Below are 17,334 nucleotides of genomic sequence, written 5' to 3' on the forward strand. Positions count from 1 at the left end.
GCGAGGCGGAGGTGAGTGATGAGCAGAGCGGTGATCGGCATGCTGGTGGGCATGGCGCTGGCCTTCGCCGGGTATTTCGGCGGGTTCGGGGCGTTCCTGCTGGTGGCCGCGCTGGGCGCGGTCGGCGCCGTGGTGGGGCGCCTGATCGACGACGGCACCGACTGGCGTGAGTTCCTGGCCCCCCGGGACCGGAGGATCAGGTGACGGCGGCACCGGCCGAACGCGGCAGGACCGTCGTCGCCGACCGGGCCGTGCGCCGCATCGCCGAACGCGCCGCCACCGAGGCCGACCTCGGCGGGCGGCGCGCCCGGGTGACGCACGGCACGGCGGCCGTCCACGGGCGCCACGCCGACGTCCGCGTGGACGTACGGCTGCCGTATCCGGCGGCGCTCGGCGAGACGGGGGAGCGGGTCCGGAGCCGGATGGCCGACCGGGTCGCCGAGCTGAGCGGCCTGACGGTGCGTGCGGCGACGGTCCGCGTCCAGTCGCTGGCCGCGGACCGGACGGCCCCGCCGCCGCCCCCGGCCGACGGTGCCGGTCCCTCGCGCCGGGCCCGGCGGCCCTGGTCGGCGCGCCGGGTCCCGGCCGCGCTGGCGGCCCTCGTCGGGACCGGAGTGTGCGCGCTCCTGCTGTACGACGTCCTGGCCGTGCACGCCGCCGACCGCGGCCCGGCCGCCTGGCGCACCGATGCCGTCGACTGGCTCGCCACGCACGGCCCGGGGGACACCCCGGTCGTCGCGGGCGGCGCCGTCGCGGCCGTCCTGGGCGTCTGGCTGCTGTGGCTGGCGCTCACCCCGGGCCTGCGCGGGGTGCTCCCGATGGCCCCGGTGCCCGCCAGCGGCCCGCAGCGGGCGGTACTGGAACGGCCGGCGGTGGCCGAACTCCTCCGGGACGCCGTCACCGCCGTACCCGGGGTGACGGACGTCCGCGTGCGCTGCGGAAGACGGCGTGTCCGCGTCCGCGCCCGCCTCGGCTTCGGCGACCGCACCGCCACCCACACCGCTGTTCGCGACGCCACCGCCACGGCCCTCGACGGCCTGGGCCTGACCCGCCCCCTCAAACCCCGCGTCACCCTGCGCCCGGAGCCCCACTGGCGCAAGCCCGAGGCGACACCGCCGGCACAGCCCGGCTCTCCGGCGGGGGAGGGGCCCGAGTCGCGGCCCGGTGACGGCGCCCCGCCCCGGCCGCGAGCCGGCGACGAACGGCCCGCTCCCGTCGCCGACCCCGTCGACCCGGGACGCTCCCCGAAGCCGCCGCCCCCGAAGGAGACCGATTCGTGAACCCCTCGCGCAACGCCGTCAACCGGACGCTGCTCGCGCTGACCGGGGCGGCCCTGCTGACCGGCGGCGGATGGCTCGGGCTCAGCGGCGGCGCGGTCGCCGACCGGCTGCCCGGATGGTGGCCCCGGCCCGAGGACGGCGCCGTGCTGCTGGACCGGGCCGGTCTCGCCGGGCTGCGCGGTGAGGACTGGTGGACCCCCGTGGTCGTCGCCGGTACGGCCGCCGCGCTGCTGCTGTTCCTCACCTGGCTCCTCGCCCAGCCGCGCCGGGACGGTGACCGGCGGCTGCCGCTGGCCGGCCCGCCCCTCACCCTGCGCTCCCGCGCGCTGGCCGACGCGGTCGCCCACCGCGCCGAGGCCACCCCGGGCGTCGCCCGCGCCCGCGTACGGCTGCCCGCCGGCCGGAAACGCTCACGGGCCCGCGTACGGCTGCTGCTCGAACCCGGCACCGCCCCCGGCCGCGTCCTCGAACAGCTCACCCACGGCCCGCTCGACGAGGCCCGCGCCTCCCTGGCGCCGCACCCGCTGCACACCCACGTCCGCATGGGCGTACGGTCCCGTCGCGAGCGGCGCACCCGATGACCACGACGGCGACCTACCTGGAGAACAGGCTGACCCGGCTCCGGAAGCGCGCCGTGCCCTGGACCGGCGCGCTGCGCCGCGTGCCGCGCGCGATGTGGGACGACAACGACTCGGACTGGGCGGCGGCCCTCACCTACTACGCCGTTCTCGCCCTGGTGCCCGCCCTCGTCGTCACCGCCTCCGTCATCGGCCTGGTCGCACCCGACCTGACGGACCGTCTGATCGACGATGTGACGTCCTGGGCGCCCGCCCAGTCCGGTGCCGAACTGCAGCGCACCCTGCGGGAGATGGCGGGGGAGCGCTCCGCCGCGCTGACCGTGGCGGTGGGCGGCTGCGTGGGCGCGCTCTGGTCCGCCTCCAGCTACCTCGCGGTCTTCCGGCGCGCCCTGCACGAGATGCACGGCCTGCCCGACCGGCGCCCCCTGTGGCACCGGCTGCACCGCATCGTCCTCACCGCGCTCGGCCTGCTCGGACTGCTCGTCGCCGGCGCCCTTGTCCTGCTGCTGACCGGACCCCTGGCCCGGGCGCTGGGCCGGCTGGCCGGCATCGGCACGACGGCGACCGCCGCCTGGTCCCTGCTCCGCTGGCCGCTGCTGCTGTGCCTGGTCGCGCTGCTGGTCCTCGTGCTCTTCCGGACCGGCCCCGCCCCGGCCCGCCGCAGCCGGGAGGCGGTGCCCGGCGGCGCCCTGGCGGCGCTGCTCTGGATGGCCTCCTCCGCGGCCTTCTCCCTCTACGCCTCCGGCATCGGCACCTACGGCCGCCTGTACGGCTCCCTGGCCGGGGTCGTGGTCTTCCTGGTGTGGCTGTGGGTCTCGAACCTGTCCCTGCTGGCCGGTGCCCGTTTCGTCGTGGAGCTGAGCCGGGTCCGTCGCGGACAGAACCCGTCCGCGAGCCCCGCTACCGTGCAGCCATGACGACCAAGGCAGGCACGAGCGCCCCCGTCCTCGGCATCCGCGCCCTCAACCGCGCCACCCTCGCCCGGCAGTTGCTGCTGCGCCGCGCGGCCCTGTCCGCCGAGGACGCCGTCGAGCATCTCGTCGGACTCCAGGCCCAGAACGTCACGCCCCCGTACTACGCGCTCGCCGCCCGCCTCGACGGCTTCACGCCCGAGGACCTGTCGGAGGCGATGGCCGGCCGACGGGTCGCCCGCCTCGTCACCCTGCGCTCGACCATCCACACCCACACCGCCGACGACTGCCTCACCCTGCGCCCCCTGGTGCAGGCCGCCCGGGACCGGGAGCTGCACGCCTTCCGCAAGGGCCTGGCGGGCGTCGACCTGGACCGGCTCGCCGACCACGCCCGCGACCTGGTCGAGGCCGAGCCGCGCACCATGGCCCAGTTGCGCGAGGCCCTGCTCGCCGAGTGGCCCGACGCCGACCCGCGGTCCCTGGCCGTCGCCGCCCGCTGCCGCCTCCCCCTCGTCCAGGTCACCCCGCGCGGACTCTGGGGCAGGAGCGGCCAGGTCACGCTCACCACCGCCGAGCACTGGCTGGGCCGCCCCGCCCGGCCCGCGCCCGCACCGGACGACACGGTCCTGCGCTACCTGGGCGCCTTCGGACCCGCCTCCGTGAAGGACATGCAGACGTGGGCGGGCCTGACCCGGCTGCGGGACGCCTTCGAACGGCTCCGCCCCCGGCTGGTCACCTTCCGCGCCCCGGACGGCACCGAACTCTTCGACCTCCCGGACGCGCCGCGCCCCGACCCGGACACCCCGGCCCCGCCGCGCTTCCTGCCCGAGTTCGACAACCTGCTGCTCTCCCACGCCGACCGCACCCGCGTCGTCCCGCCCGCCCACAAGGGCCGTACCTGGACGGGGAACCAGGCCCACCGCGTCCTCCTCGTCGACGGCTTCGTGGCCGGACTGTGGAAGCCGGCGGACGACGCCCTGGTCGTCGAACCCTTCGACCGCCTGCCCGGGGAACGCCGGGCCGAGGTCGTGGCCGAGGGGGAGCGGATGCTGGCCGTCATGCGGCCGGAAGCCGCGTACGGCGTCCGCTTCGGGACGGTACGCGGCTGACGCACTGGAGAGGGGGCGCTGCGGGCCGCTCGTGGAGGCTCGCAACGCCCCCTGGCTTGCACCTGAGGAGTACTCAGGAGATCAGGAGACCTGCCGGGGCGGGGCTACGAGGTGACCTGCGCGGTCACCTGGTCCGAGAACGTGGTCAGCCGGGAGTAGACCCCCGGATAGCCGGCCCTCGCGCAGCCCTCGCCCCAGGAGGTGACCCCTGCCAGGACGCCCCCGATGACCAGGGGTCCGCCGCTGTCGCCCTGGCAGGTGTCCACGCCGCCGGACGGCAGCCCGGCGCACACCATGTCGCTCGCGACGAAGTCGGAGCCGTACGAGCCGCCGCAGTCCGAGTCGGAGACGACCGGCACGGTCGCGGTCCGCAGCTGGTTGGAGGAACTGCCGTTCTCCCGGGTGGTGCCCCAGCCGAGCACCCGGGCCTCGTTGCCGGCCGCGTAGACCGAGGTGTCCGAGGAGGAGACGTACTTCGCCGGCTTGTACGGCATCGACGAAGCCAGCGTCAGCACCGCCACGTCGTCGCCGTTGGTGGCGTCGGTGTAGTCCGGGTGCACCCAGATCCGGCTGACCCGGGCGACCGTGCCGTTCGAGCCGTTGAGGTACGTGCGTCCGCCGACCACGCGGACGCTGCGCGCGCTCTCGCCGGCCATGCAGTGCGCGGCGGTGACGACCTTGGTGGGTGAGACGAGGGTGCCGCCGCAGAACTGGTTCTCGGAGGCGTCGGTGACCTGCATGACGAACGGATACGCGCCCGTCGTGGTGGTGGTGCCGCCGACGATCGGCTGCGGCGCGGCGACGGCGGAGGGGGCGGCGAGCAGCGCGGCTGCGCCTGCGGTGGCCAGGACGGCGGCTGCCGATCTGGCGCGGATGAGCCCGAACATGAGTCTCCTCAAGGTTGCCGGTGGGGGGTCGCACGGGCTTGGGGGGTGCACGGGGGTCTCGGGACAGACCCCCGTATGCCCGGGCGAGCGGCACGTGTTCACGCTAGAACCGGCGGTCGGGGCACCCCAATGAGGGAACCCCCTAGGGGAGGCGGGCAGGGAAAACCCTCGGTGCGCGGCCGGTAAACCCCCGCCGTTCTCAGTCCGTTCGCCCGCCCGCCGCCAGCCGGACGAGGTCGACCCGGGACCGGATCCCGAGCTTGCGGTAGACCCGGGTCAGGGTCGCCTCGACGGTCTTGACGCTGACGAAGAGCCGGGCGGCGATCTCCCGGTTCGTCGCGCCCTCCATGACCAGCGCGGCCACCTGACGCTCCATCGCGGCCAGCCCCGCGAGACCGTCCGGTGTGGCGGCCGGTGCCGGGGACGGTCCCGCCGACCGCGCCGCGGCGGCCGCCTCCACCCGCTCCAGCCAGGGCAGCGCCCGGCAGCGCCGGAACAGCCGCGTCGCTTCGTCGTACGACGCCGCCCCCGGCGCCCGGCCCGGCCGTCCGGCGTGCAGTCCGGCCAGCGCGAAGGCCGTCCGCGCCTCCTCCAGGCCGTACCCAAGACCGGCCAGCCGCTCCCGCGCCGACGTCAACCGCGCGACGGCCGCCCGGTGTTCGCCCCGGCCCGCGCGCACCAGGGCCTCCGCCCGGTCCAGCACGGCGAGCACGCCGCCCCGCCCGAGCCGCAGCGCGTGCGCGCGGCTGACCTCGATGACGTCCATCGCCTCGGCCGGCTCGCCGGTCCGCACCAGAGCCTCCGCCAGATCGCCCTGCCACCGTCCGCGCGCCGGGTCGGTGATGCCCGCCCCGGCCTCCAGCTCCCGCACCCGGCGCAGGGCCCGCACGGCCGCCCCCGCGTCGCCCGCCACCAGGTTCGCGTGGCCGAGCGCGGCCAGCGCCCGCGACAGGTACACGGCGTCGCCGTCCTCCTCCGCCCGCCGCACCGCCTCCCGCGCCAGCTCCAGGGCCCGGTCCGGGTCGCCGCCCGCGGCCTCGGCGAGCGCGGCCTGCATCGCGCCGGCACCCTCGCCGATGCCCGCGTCCCGGGCCAGCGTCAGGCTCTCCCGCGCCAGTTCCAGGGCCCGGCCGCAGTGCCCGGAGTGCAGCTCGGTCTCGGCCAGGAAGCGCAGATAGTGGACCTCGCTCTCGGCCATGCCGCGGCGGCGCACCTCACGCAGCAGCGTGGTGACGGTGGCCCGCGCCTCGGCCAGCCGGTCGCTCATCACCAGCCACCGGAACCGGGACGACCCGGCCCCATTGTGGTGGCACGCCACCCGCGGGTCCTGCGGCTCGGCCAGCGCCCGTCCGATGGTCGCCGGGGCGTCCGGATGCCCCATCAGCGTCTCGCACTGGGCCTGGAACGCCAGCGCGAGCAGTTCGGTGCGCCGGTCGGCGCCCCGCGCCGCCAGCCGGGCGGCGTGCGCGGCCTCCTCCCGGCCCTGGGCGAAGTCGCCCTGCACCACCAGGGAGCGCCAGGCCAGCTGGTAGTGGACCTGGGCGAGCAGCCGCGGGTCGTCGCCCGCGTCGGCCAGGGCCTGCGGGAAGACGGCGTCGACCTCGCCGATGGCCTGCCCGGCGGCCTCGATCACCACCATCCAGGCGCGGACCCGGTCGGCGGGGGCGGTGGCCCGGGTCAGCACCTCGCGGGCGATGTCCCGGGCGAGATCCTGCTCGCCCGCCGTGATCGCGTCCTCGGCGGCCGCCACCCGGCGTTCGTCCGGTCCCGGTGCGCTGTCCGCCGGGGTGTGCCGGGCGGCGAGCAGGCCGAGCGAGGCGGCCACCGACGGAGCCCCGCGGTCCCGGGCCAGCGAGGCCGCCTCCGCCAGCCGCGCCGCCACCTCCGGGTCGGTGCCGGTGGTGGCCAGGGCGAGGTGCCGGGCGCGCTCGATCGGGTCGGAGGCGGCCGTGGACAGCGCGGCGTGCGCGGCCCGCCGCTCGGGCGCCGGGGCCTCGGCGTACAGCGCGGCCGAGATCAGCGGATGCGCGAACCGTACGGTCGGACCCTCCGGGTCGGTCGCCAGCAGTCCCAGCGCCGCCGCCTGGGCCGTCTCGGCCTCGGCGTTCTCCCGGCCGGCCGCGCGCAGCAGGGCCGGCGTCGGGCGGGCGCCGGCGCTGGCCACCAGCAGGGTGCGGCGGGCCTCGTCCGACAGCATCTCCAGGCGGGAGAGGACCAGGGCGCGCAGCGAGGTCGGCACCGGCAGCGGTTCGCCGGGCCGGGGTGCCGCGGGGCTCTCGGCCAGCGCCCGGCCCAGTTCCAGGGCGAAGAGCGGATTGCCGCCGCTGGTGCGGTGGATGTCGCGGACCGTGGCCCGGTGCAGGCCCGCGTAGCCGCGTTCGCCGAGCAGCGTCGCGACCTGGGCGCGGGTCAGCGGGCCGAGGCGGACCGCGCGGGTGTCCGGCGGGGAGGCGCGCAGATGGCGGTCGTACTCGGCGTCCTCCGTCTCGGGCCCCTCGGTCCGCACCGCGCACAGCAGCCGCACCGGGGTCTCGCCCAGGCGCCGGGCGGCGAAACCGAGGAGTTCCGCGCTGGCCGGATCCAGCCACTGGAGGTCGTCGGCGACGACGAGGACGGGGCCCGCGGCGGCGAGGGCGCGCAGGGCGGACAGCACCGCCAGCCGCAGCGCCAGGCCGTCGCGCTGGAGCGTCGATTCGCCGCGGCCGGTGAGCGCCGACTCCAGCGCGGTGCGCTGCGCGGCGGGCAGCGTCCGGGACACGTCGTCCAGGACCAGACCCAGGAGGTCGGCCAGGGCGAGGAAGGGGAGATGCGATTCGGACTCCGTGGCCGAGCAGCGCAACACGGTGTGCGAGGAGCGGGCGTATTCCGCGGCCAGGGTGCGCAGGACGGTCGACTTTCCGATTCCGGCGGGCCCGTGCAGCAGCACACTGCCGCCCCGGGCCAGTTGCTCACGTGCCGCGCCGAATGACTCCTCCCGCCCGATGACCAGGTCGGAGCGGCATCCGGCAGACTCCGCGAAGTCCCGTGGCACGGTGACCGCTCCCTCCGAGTGTCGTGTCCGGGCCAATGTTAGGCAACGGGCCATCGGATGAAGGAGGGACGAGGAGGTGAGGCGGACAACAAACCGGCGGGCACGGAAATCGAAGAACGGCGGGACATCCCCGGGCCGCCCCGCACCCTACGGCAGCCATCCCGTCCGGCGGGCCCGGGCGACCGCCTCGGTGCGGGTGCGGGCGCCCAGCTTGCGCATCGCCGAGCGCAGGTAGCTCTTCACGGTCTCCGCGCCCAGCCCGAGCCGCTCCGCGGCCTCGACGTTCGTCGCGCCCGCGGCCACGCAGGCCAGCACGTCCACCTCGCGCGGGGCGGGCCGGGGTCCCGGTCCAGGCTCGCCCCCGGGCGCCAGCAGGCCGCAGGCGCGCAGCAGCTCCTCGCGCAGCGCGGGGTCCGCGATCCGGGGCGCCAGCGCCCGCAGCGCCGCGTGCGCCTCCCGTACCTGCTCCCAGCCCGCCGCGTCCGCCGGGTCGTGCCCCGGGCCGGGCCGGGCCGCCGCCAGCAGCTCGTCCGTCTCGTCCCGCAGCACCAGCGCCTGCTCCACGTCCCGGGCCGCCGCCACGGCCGCTCCCAGGGTGCGGTCGCCCAGCGGCTGAGCGGTGCGCAGGGCGCCGTACAGCACACCGCGCACCCGGCGCCGTACCACCACCGGGACCGCCAGCACCGAGCGCAGCCCCTCGGCCGCGACGGGCCGGTCGTACTCGTGGCTGATCTGCGCGGAGACGGAGTAGTCCGTCACCGCGCAGGGCCGCGACAGCGCCACCGCCCGGCCGCCGAGACCGTTGCCCGAGGTCACCGCGAGGGCGCTGAGCGCGGCCGTCGCCGTGCCGCTCAGCTCGCTGATGCGCACCTGCCGCCGGCCCGCCTCCACCAGCCCGCCGAAGGCGACCGGCAGCCCGGTCGCCCGCCGCAGCCGCACCAGCGCACCCCGGATCTCTCCTCCGTCCCCCGGCTCCACCGCCACCCGTTCCGCCCTCCCTCACACCCGTCCCGGGGCGCCCACCCCCGTTCGGGGGTAGTGAGACCTGCATCACGGATTACACGATGGCAGAGAGCCGCCCGGCAAGGTCCGGCACGAAGGAGGACAGATGACGACGGCCACGGAGCTGTTCCGCAGCGCGCGGGACTTCCTGCTGGAGCACCGCGAGGACTACACCGCCGCCTACGAGGGCTTCACCTGGCCCCGCCCCCGGGACTTCAACTGGGCGCTGGACTGGTTCGACGTCATCGCCGACGGCAACGAGCGCACCGCGCTGCACATCGTCGAGGAGGACGGCTCCGAGGTCCGGGTCTCCTTCGCCGAGATGTCCGCCCGCTCCGACCGGGTCGCCAACCGGCTGCGGGAGTGGGGGGTGCGTGCCGAGGACCGCATCCTCGTCATGCTCGGCAACCAGACCGAACTCTGGGAGACCGCGCTCGCCGCGATGAAGCTCCGCGCCGTCGTCATCCCGGCCACCCCGCTGCTCGGCCCCGCCGACCTGCGCGACCGCGTCGACCGCGGCAAGGTGCGGCACGTGATCGTCCGCGCCGGGGACGCCGGCAAGTTCGACGACGTGCCCGGCGACTACACACGCGTCGCCGTCGGCGGCACGGCACCCGGCTGGCTGCCCTACGCGGACGTGCACACCGCCGGCGCCGGTTTCACCCCGGACGGCCCCACCGCCGCCGACGACCCGCTGATGCTGTACTTCACCTCGGGCACCACCGCCCGCCCCAAGCTGGTCGAGCACACCCACGTGTCGTACCCGGTCGGCCACCTGGCGACCATGTACTGGATCGGGCTGCGGCGCGGCGACGTCCACCTGAACATCTCCTCGCCCGGCTGGGCCAAGCACGCCTGGTCGAACCTGTTCGCGCCCTGGAACGCCGAGGCGACCGTCTTCCTGTACAACTACACGCGGTTCGACGCGGCCCGCCTGATGGCCGAGATGGACCGGGCCGGGGTGACCACCTTCTGCGCCCCGCCGACCGTGTGGCGCATGCTCATCCAGGCCGACCTCACCCAGCTCGCCCACCGCCCGCGCGAGGTCGTCGCCGCCGGTGAGCCGCTCAATCCCGAGGTGATCGAACAGGTCCGCGAGGCCTGGGGCGTGACCGTCCGGGACGGCTTCGGCCAGACCGAGACCGCCGTCCAGGTCTCCAACAGCCCCGGACAGGTGCTGAAGACGGGTTCCATGGGCCGCCCCAGCCCCGGCTACCGCGTCGAACTCCTCGACCCGGTGACCGGTGCCCCCGGCGCCGACGAGGGCGAGATCGCCCTGGACCTGTCCGCGCACCCCGTCGGCCTGATGACCGGCTACCACGGCGACCCCGACCGCACGGCGGAGGCGATGGCCGGCGGCTACTACCGCACCGGCGACATCGGCTCCCGGGACGCCGACGGTTACCTGACCTACGTCGGACGCAGCGACGACGTCTTCAAGGCCTCCGACTACAAGATCTCCCCGTTCGAGCTGGAGAGCGCCCTGCTGGAGCACGAGGCGGTCGCCGAGGCGGCGGTCGTGCCCGCCCCGGACGCGCTGCGCCTCGCCGTACCGAAGGCGTACGTCGTCCTGGCGGCGGGCTGGGAGCCGGGACCGGACACCGCGAAGGTGCTGTTCGAGCACTCCCGCGAAGTCCTCGCCCCCTACAAGCGCCTGCGCCGCCTGGAGTTCGGCGAGCTGCCCAAGACCGTCTCCGGCAAGATCCGCCGCATCGAGCTGCGCGAGGCCACCGCGGCCGGTTCCGCGAACGAGTACCGCGAGGAGGACTTCCGGTGACCCCACCCCTGTCGTACGCCCACGGCACCAGCACCACCCCCCTGCTCGGCGACACCATCGGCGCCAGCCTCGACCGGGCGGTCGCCGCCCACCCGGACCGTGACGCCCTGGTCGACGTACCGTCCGGACGCCGGTGGACCTACGCCGAGTTCGGCGCCGCCGTCGACGAGGTGGCGCGCGGACTGCTGGCGAAGGGTGTCACCCAGGGCGACCGGGTCGGCATCTGGGCGGTCAACTGCCCGGAGTGGGTCCTCGTCCAGTACGCCACCGCCCGCATCGGCGCCGTCATGGTGAACGTCAACCCGGCCTACCGGGCACACGAGCTGGAGTACGTCCTCCAGCAGTCGGGCATCACCGTCCTCGTCGCGTCCCTCGCCCACAAGGGCAGCGACTACCGGGCGATCGTGGAGCAGGTCCGCGGCCGGTGCCCCGCGCTGCGCGAGACCGTCTACATCGGCGACCCCTCCTGGGACGCGCTGAGCGAGGGCGCCGCGCGGGTGCCGCGGGACCGCCTCGACGCGATCGCCGCGGGGCTGAGCTGCGACGACCCGGTCAACATCCAGTACACCTCCGGCACCACCGGCTTCCCCAAGGGCGCCACCCTCTCCCACCACAACATCCTCAACAACGGCTACTGGGTGGGCCGCACGGTCGGCTACACGGAGCAGGACCGGGTCTGTCTGCCGGTGCCCTTTTATCACTGTTTCGGCATGGTAATGGGGAATCTGGGCGCCACCTCGCACGGCGCGTGCATCGTCATCCCCGGCCCGTCCTTCGAACCGGCCGCCACGCTGGAGGCGGTGCAGCGGGAGAGGTGCACGTCCCTGTACGGCGTCCCGACGATGTTCATCGCGGAGCTGAACCTCCCCGACTTCGCCTCCTACGACCTCACCTCCCTGCGCACCGGCATCATGGCGGGCTCGCCCTGCCCGGTCGAGGTGATGAAACGGGTGGTCGCCGAGATGCACATGGAGCAGGTCTCCATCTGCTACGGCATGACCGAGACCTCCCCGGTCTCCCTCCAGACCCGCATGGACGACGACCTCGAACACCGCACCGGCACCGTCGGCCGGGTCCTTCCGCACATCGAGGTGAAGGTCGTCGACCCGGTGACCGGAGTGACCGTGCCGCGCGGCGACGCCGGAGAACTGCGCACCCGCGGCTACAGCGTGATGCTCGGCTACTGGGACGAGCCCGAGAAGACCGCCGAGGCCATCGACGCGGGCCGCTGGATGCACACCGGGGACCTCGCCGTGATGCGCGAGGACGGGTACGTGGAGATCGTCGGCCGCATCAAGGACATGATCATCCGGGGTGGCGAGAACATCTACCCGCGCGAGGTCGAGGAGTTCCTCTACGCCCACCCGAAGATCGCGGACGTCCAGGTGGTCGGCGTACCCCACGAGCGCTACGGCGAGGAGGTCCTCGCCTGTGTCGTCCCGCGCGACGCCGCCGACCCGCTCACCCTGGAGGAACTGCGCGCGTACTGCGACGGGCAGTTGGCCCACTACAAGGTGCCCAGCCGCCTCCAGCTCCTGGACTCCTTCCCCATGACCGTGTCGGGGAAGGTGCGCAAGGTGGAGCTGCGGGAGCGGTACGGGAAGCCCGCCTGAGCGGGACTACTGGACCAGCTCCAGGTGCGGGTGGTCCGCGGACACCGGGCAGACGTGGAGTTGCAGGGCGTAGCCGCCGGCGACGACGACCCGGGTGTAGTTCGCCGGAGGAACACCGGGGGGAAGCGGGTCGCGGGCCCGGTCCCCCTTGGGGGCCCAGCTCCGGGTGCCCTTGTTCCATTCGGTCGAGGCGATGGTCAGCAGCGGGTCCATGCCGGTGCCGCAGGCGGAGCAGGTCCGGGGCACGGGTTCGGTGACGCCCCAGCGGGACCAGCCGCCGGCCTTCCAGCCGGGGGAGACGGACAGCTGGTTGATGTAGAACTCCTGCGGCGCCACGGAGTAGGCGCTGTCCACGGCGTCTGTGGCCGCCTCCCACCTGCTCCAGTCTGCCAGCCGCCCCTGCGACTCCTTGTCCAGCTCCAGGAAATGGGGGTACTCGGTGACCTCCTCGGGTGCGAGCAGGCACGGCTGGGGCACGTAGTCGGAGGACTGGACCGCGGGCGGCTCCGGAGGCGAGCCGAGGACATCGGTGACCTCGGCCGCGGACCGCCAGTACAGCGCGGTCCTGGGGTGGGACGGGTGGTCGAAGGGACACCACAGGACCTGGAGCAGATCGGCGTCGGCCCGTCCGGGCGGGCGCAGCAGGGGGACGTCGCGCACGTACAGCTGCGCCACCGGCAGCATGGCGACCGGTCCCTCGGGCCACGGGCGGCCGGCGCTGATCCGGTCGAGGACCGCCCGCTCCTCCGGCGTGTACCCGGACGCCGCGGCCTCGCTGATGCGCCGCTGCACCCGCACGTCCTCCGGTGACGTGGGCTCGTTCACCCCGTCCCACTCGTGCGGGCCGTCGCAGTACGGCCACGGCTCGCCGGCGGGCCACAGCAGCGGCCCGCCGACCGAACTGTCGTGCCGCGACGGGGACCCGGCCCGAGGATGCAGCCGGGTCGCCGTGCGGGCCAGCGGGGCCAGTTGAGGGAAGAGCGCGGTCACGTCGAACGGCCGCGGTGGGGTGGTACGACTCATACTGGCTCCCGATGGCATGGTCGGCCGGGTTCAGTTCCCGAGGTTCAGCGTCCCCGTGTTGCCCTTGGTGTTCGTGACGTACACCTCGGGGAACAGCGGCTGGGACGTTCCGTCCGCCCGCTGCACTGTAGCCGTCATCGTGACCCCCACGGGGATCGTGCTCGTGGCGTCCTTGTACTCGGGCGTCACCTGGTAGAAGAGCGCGTCCGTCGCCTTGAAGTTGGGGTCCTCCTTCACCAGCTTCTGCGCCGCCTGTTCGAAGGTCCGCATGCTGGGTGTGCCGGTGTTCATGCCGTACTGCCAGCAGGGCACGAGGTTGTCCTGTCCGCCGTCCAGCACCTGGCCCTTGCCGCCGAGGATGTTGGGGATCAGGTGGCACCGGGCGAGCCCGGTGTTCGGCGAGTGGGTGTCGCGGTACAGCTGCGCGTCCTGCCAGCCGGTGATGTCACCGGACGCGTCGCTGCCCTCGTCGAGGTTCTTGCCCAGGCAGGCCTGCGCCACGGCGGCGCGGGTACCGGGCCCGTTCGGGGTGGTGGTCTTGTTCACCTGGGGGACCGCTTCGGTGGTGTTCCTGATCCAGCCGTCGCCGGCCCGCAGCGTCCCGTTCGGCTGCGTCCGCAGGCAGGCTCCCTGCGGCTGGGCGGTCGAGCCGGTGATCTCCACCTTGAACGGCTCCGCCTCCACGACCCGCTGGCTCACGAAGCCGTCGGAGAGCTGGTTCTCGGCGGACTGCTTGTCCGCGGCGGGGACGTGGGCGCGCACGCAGGACTTGCCGGAGCCGGCGTCCCCCACTTGCTGGACGGCCCAGCCCCCGCCGGTGTCCTTGAGGACGATCTCGGTACACAGGGCGCCGTCGGTTCCGCCTTCATGGGTGGCCGCGAAGGGGAACATGCCGCAGCTGTCGTTCGCGACGACGTCCGGCATGGCCTGGAAGGGCTCGGACCCCCCGCAGGTGCGACCGGTGCGGTCGGCGATGCCGTTCTTCGCACGGGTCAGTGGCTTGTCGCGCCCCCATCCGCCCGCGTTCTGCTGGGCCCACTGGTATCCGACCGCCGCGGCGCCCGCGGTGGCGTCGATGCCGACCACGGGCATGATGCTCGGCACCACACAGCCGGGGCCGGGCGTGCCGGCGGACGCGGTGTCCCGGACGTCGTCGTCGCAGCGGATCTGCTCCGGGTTGCTCCAGGAGGCGCTCGGGTCCGTGATCTGGGCGCCGGGAGAGGTCACGAACAGCTGGTACGACGTCGTGAACTCGACCGCGGTACCGGCGGCCGGGGTGGAGGAGTAGGCCACACGGCCGGTGCGGGAGTCTCCCTTGATCAGGGTGCCCTTGTACCAGGGGGCCGTCTTGGTGGCCTTGCAGCCGGCCGAGCAGGCGGACCTGAACCTCGCCTCCAGCGACGTGACGGCCCCGGTCGCGCCGGTCATGGTCACGGTCACGTGCTCTTCCCACGACGTGCCCTCGGCGGGCAGGAGGGCACTGGTCGTCACGCTCAGCGTGCCGGTGCCGATCTGCTTCCCGTTGCTGTCCTTGAGCACGTACAGCACGGTCAGGCCGTTCACGCAGTAGCCGAAGCGGTTGAACTTCCACGTCCCGAGGGAGGTGATCGTGCACGTGGCCGGGTCCGCGGGGGCCGAGGCCCGGGGCTGCGCGGCGAGGCTCTGCCGCCCCGCCGCCTTCACCGGTGCGGCGGTCGTGCTGACGCAGGCCTGCACGGCGCCGGCCCGGCGCTCGCGGGAGCCGGCGGCGGTGGGCTCGCAGCGCTCCCCGGGGATCACCTCGACCGGCCTGGTCTTCGTGGGCACGGACACGTCGGCCGGGTTGGCCCGGTCGGCCTGGCGGGACGCCTGCGGTGCTGCCCCGGGCGTCTCCTGCGCCGGGGCCATCGCCGTGGTGGTGGCACCCATGGCCAGGACGGCCAGCAGGGAGAGGATCACGCGCCGGGAGCGCGGTATTCGAGACGAGAGTCTCATGGTGGGACTGCCCTTTCGAGTGTGACGTACTGCCCGGTGCGGGCCGGCGTGCCCGGCCCGCGGGCGGTCAGAAGATGGACGACAGTCCGCTGGTGATGGAGGAGACGAGCTCCTTGCCCTCTTCGGCGACCTTGTTGACCACGGGGGCCACCTTCTTGATGCCGGTGGTCACGAGCTTGCCCCGGCCGAAGGTGGCCAGGTTCAGTGCGGTGCCGCCCAGGGCTCCGACGAACTCGCCGCTGGTGAAGCCGTGTTCGATGCCGGTGAACAGGGCGCCGAGCGCTCCGGCCCCGAGGGACACGTAGCCGAAGAAGGCCGCTCCGGCCGCCAGCGGCGGAAAGGCCAGGCTGGCCAGCCCCAGACCGGCGGCGATGAATCCGGACGCGATACTGACCTTGTTGGCGGCGTCGGCCCACCAGCCGGCGTCCGACCACCAGTCCTCCTCGGAACCGGAGCCGGAGCCGGTGCCGTTGGGGTGGACCTCGTCGTTGGTGCCGTTGTCGGCCGGGTCCCTGCCCTCCTCGCGCTCCCGCTCCGCCTTCTCGGCGGCCTCCTTGGCCTTCTGGGCGATCTCGGCCCGGCGCTTCTGGACGGCGATGCTGCGGGCCTCGCTGGCCGCCGCGGCCGCCGTGGCCTTGTCCCGGCCGGCCTCCAGGGCGGACTGGCGGGCACTGGCCGCCGACGCCTGGGCACTGTAGGAGGACTGGAGCGCCGAACGGGCCGCGTCCACGGCCTTGTTGGCGGAGTAGTTCGCCGACCTGGCGGCACCCCGCGCGGTCGACGCCGCCGACTTGGCCTGGTTCGCGGAGGCCCGCGCGTCCGCCGCCGAGCGGTCCGCGGCGTCGGCGTTCTCCCGGGCCTGATCGGCGTAGCCGTCCGCCTTGCTCGCGGCGTCCAGGGCCTTGTCGGCCCACTCCTTCGCCTCGGCCGCGGCCTGCCGGGCTTCGGCGGCGGCCTTGGAGGCCAGCGCGGCGTTCTGCTGCGCCGTGTAGGCGATCTTCGCCGCGGCCGCGATCGCCCCGCGCACCGCCGCGACGTGGGTGGCCGAGTCGTGGTCGAGCTGGGCCGCCTGGTGCCGCACGACCTGGACGAAGTTGCGGCGCATCCAGGTGGGACCCTCGAGGGCGACCTCGCCGTACGACTTGACGTACTCGCCCCCGTTCGCCACCGAGGTGGCGGTCTCCACCGCGTCGTCCTCGCGGATCGCCTCGGGGTAGGTCCGCTCGAAGAAGTCCTGGAGCGCCTCGGGGGTGTTCTTGTCCAGCGCGTCGTTGGCGGCCTTGATGACCGCCTTGCCCGGCTTCTCGTTGATGATCCGGGCGATCTGGACGCTGTTGTCGTCCTGCGAGGCCCGGATCATCCCGGAGGTCAGGAAGTCGCCCACCGCCGCGGCCTCGCCGCTCGCCAGTGCGGCCTGCGCCGCCTCCGCGATGGCGGGACTGGATATCTGGGCGACGTAGAGGACGGTCTCGCGGTCGTCCTGGTTCTGGGCGAGATTCCGGTCGAGGTCGACCCAGGACAGGAGGTCGTCGTCGGTCCCGGCCAGCGCGTGCTGGGCCGCCTCCCGCGTCCACGCGCCCTTCGCCTCCAGCAGCCCGGTGGCCGCCTTGCGTCCGAGCGTGGCCGCGAGCACCAGGTCACCGGTCTCCCACAGCGCCTTCTCGGCCGCGGCGATCAGCTCCTTGAGGGCCGCGGCGGTCTGGGCCTCCTGGCTGCGCCTGTCCTCGTACTCGGCCTGTTCCTCCGCCTCGATCTCGGCGAGCAGACGGGCCTCGTCCATGCCCTGGAGCCGGTCCTGCTCCAGTCGGGCCAGTTCCGCCTCCCGTGCCGCCGTCTCCACCGCCATGGCTTCCTCGACGGTCTTGGTGGCGGTGTCGGCCGCCTTCACGGCCGCCGCCGCGTGCGCGGTGGACCTGTTCGCGTAGTCGATGGCCTGACCGGCGAACTTCACCGCCTCCTCGGCGGCGGCCGCCGCCTTCTCGGCGTGGTCGGCGGCGGAGTTGGCGGCGTCCCGGGCCTTGCGGGCCGCGCCGGCCGCGGTGTTGGCGAGGGCCTGGGCCGTGGAGGCGGCGTTGGTGGCGCGGTTGGCGGCGGTCGTCGCGATGGCGGCCTGGCGCTTGGCCTCGGCCGCCTCGGACTGGGCGGCGCC

General features: G+C 74.5%; 13 protein-coding genes. 7 read left to right on the forward strand and 6 right to left on the reverse strand.

Annotation, left to right across the window (positions count from 1 at the left end; all coding sequences use genetic code 11):
* Positions 1 to 18 precede the first annotated feature (18 nt).
* The 5 genes from ACFW01_RS32610 to ACFW01_RS32630 are packed head-to-tail and all read left to right on the forward strand — an operon-like array spanning position 19 to position 3,878.
* Complete coding sequence (locus tag ACFW01_RS32610; protein WP_234960976.1) at positions 19 to 204, forward strand: hypothetical protein; 186 nt, start codon at positions 19 to 21, stop codon at positions 202 to 204.
* The gene (locus ACFW01_RS32615) at positions 201 to 1,280 is read left to right on the forward strand and encodes a DUF6286 domain-containing Asp23/Gls24 family envelope stress response protein (RefSeq protein WP_384509681.1); all 1,080 of its coding nucleotides are present in this window, start codon (positions 201 to 203) and stop codon (positions 1,278 to 1,280) included. The genes ACFW01_RS32610 and ACFW01_RS32615 overlap by 4 nt, the downstream gene beginning before the upstream one ends.
* Positions 1,277 to 1,861: a hypothetical protein gene (locus tag ACFW01_RS32620; RefSeq protein ID WP_384509684.1), complete on the forward strand. Its 585-nt coding sequence runs from the start codon at positions 1,277 to 1,279 to the stop codon at positions 1,859 to 1,861. The genes ACFW01_RS32615 and ACFW01_RS32620 overlap by 4 nt, the downstream gene beginning before the upstream one ends.
* Positions 1,858 to 2,775: a YihY/virulence factor BrkB family protein gene (locus ACFW01_RS32625; protein WP_384509687.1), complete on the forward strand. Its 918-nt coding sequence runs from the start codon at positions 1,858 to 1,860 to the stop codon at positions 2,773 to 2,775. Before ACFW01_RS32620 ends, ACFW01_RS32625 begins: the two co-directional genes overlap by 4 nt.
* The gene (locus tag ACFW01_RS32630; RefSeq protein ID WP_384509690.1) at positions 2,772 to 3,878 is read left to right on the forward strand and encodes a winged helix DNA-binding domain-containing protein; all 1,107 of its coding nucleotides are present in this window, start codon (positions 2,772 to 2,774) and stop codon (positions 3,876 to 3,878) included. The genes ACFW01_RS32625 and ACFW01_RS32630 overlap by 4 nt, the downstream gene beginning before the upstream one ends.
* A gap of 104 nt (positions 3,879 to 3,982) precedes the next feature.
* Here ACFW01_RS32630 and ACFW01_RS32635 read toward each other — a convergent pair whose 3' ends face one another.
* From ACFW01_RS32635 to ACFW01_RS32645, 3 genes are all read right to left on the reverse strand, one after another.
* A complete protein-coding gene (locus ACFW01_RS32635) occupies positions 3,983 to 4,765 on the reverse strand; it encodes a serine protease (protein ID WP_234960981.1) in 783 nt (260 codons plus the stop codon).
* Between the two features lie 199 nt (positions 4,766 to 4,964).
* A complete protein-coding gene (locus ACFW01_RS32640; RefSeq protein ID WP_234960982.1) occupies positions 4,965 to 7,850 on the reverse strand; it encodes a LuxR family transcriptional regulator in 2,886 nt (961 codons plus the stop codon).
* A 93-nt stretch (positions 7,851 to 7,943) separates the two neighbouring features.
* Positions 7,944 to 8,780, reverse strand: a complete 837-nt coding sequence (locus ACFW01_RS32645) for a helix-turn-helix transcriptional regulator (protein WP_234960983.1) — start codon at positions 8,778 to 8,780, stop codon at positions 7,944 to 7,946.
* Between the two features lie 124 nt (positions 8,781 to 8,904).
* On the opposite strand from ACFW01_RS32645, the gene ACFW01_RS32650 reads away from it, so the two are divergent.
* Together ACFW01_RS32650 and lbuL are read left to right on the forward strand one after the other, a co-directional pair.
* Positions 8,905 to 10,575, forward strand: coding sequence for an AMP-binding protein (locus ACFW01_RS32650; protein WP_384509695.1), 1,671 nt, complete (start codon positions 8,905 to 8,907; stop codon positions 10,573 to 10,575).
* Positions 10,572 to 12,188, forward strand: a complete 1,617-nt coding sequence (gene lbuL / locus ACFW01_RS32655) for a linear/branched/unsaturated fatty acid:CoA ligase LbuL (RefSeq protein WP_384509698.1) — start codon at positions 10,572 to 10,574, stop codon at positions 12,186 to 12,188. The genes ACFW01_RS32650 and lbuL overlap by 4 nt, the downstream gene beginning before the upstream one ends.
* Before the next feature lie 6 nt (positions 12,189 to 12,194).
* Here lbuL and ACFW01_RS32660 read toward each other — a convergent pair whose 3' ends face one another.
* The 3 genes from ACFW01_RS32660 to ACFW01_RS32670 all read right to left on the reverse strand — a co-directional run.
* Positions 12,195 to 13,211 (reverse strand): hypothetical protein, encoded by a 1,017-nt coding sequence (locus tag ACFW01_RS32660; protein WP_384509701.1) that lies wholly within the window; start codon positions 13,209 to 13,211, stop codon positions 12,195 to 12,197.
* A gap of 30 nt (positions 13,212 to 13,241) precedes the next feature.
* Complete coding sequence (locus tag ACFW01_RS32665) at positions 13,242 to 15,185, reverse strand: DNA/RNA non-specific endonuclease (RefSeq protein WP_384509704.1); 1,944 nt, start codon at positions 15,183 to 15,185, stop codon at positions 13,242 to 13,244.
* A 67-nt stretch (positions 15,186 to 15,252) separates the two neighbouring features.
* Positions 15,253 to 17,334: ALF repeat-containing protein (locus ACFW01_RS32670; RefSeq protein ID WP_384509706.1), on the reverse strand; the 2,082-nt coding region annotated here is incomplete at its 5' end.

The organism is Streptomyces sp. NPDC058985, from assembly GCF_042740985.1.
In the GTDB taxonomy this organism is placed as follows: domain Bacteria; phylum Actinomycetota; class Actinomycetes; order Streptomycetales; family Streptomycetaceae; genus Streptomyces.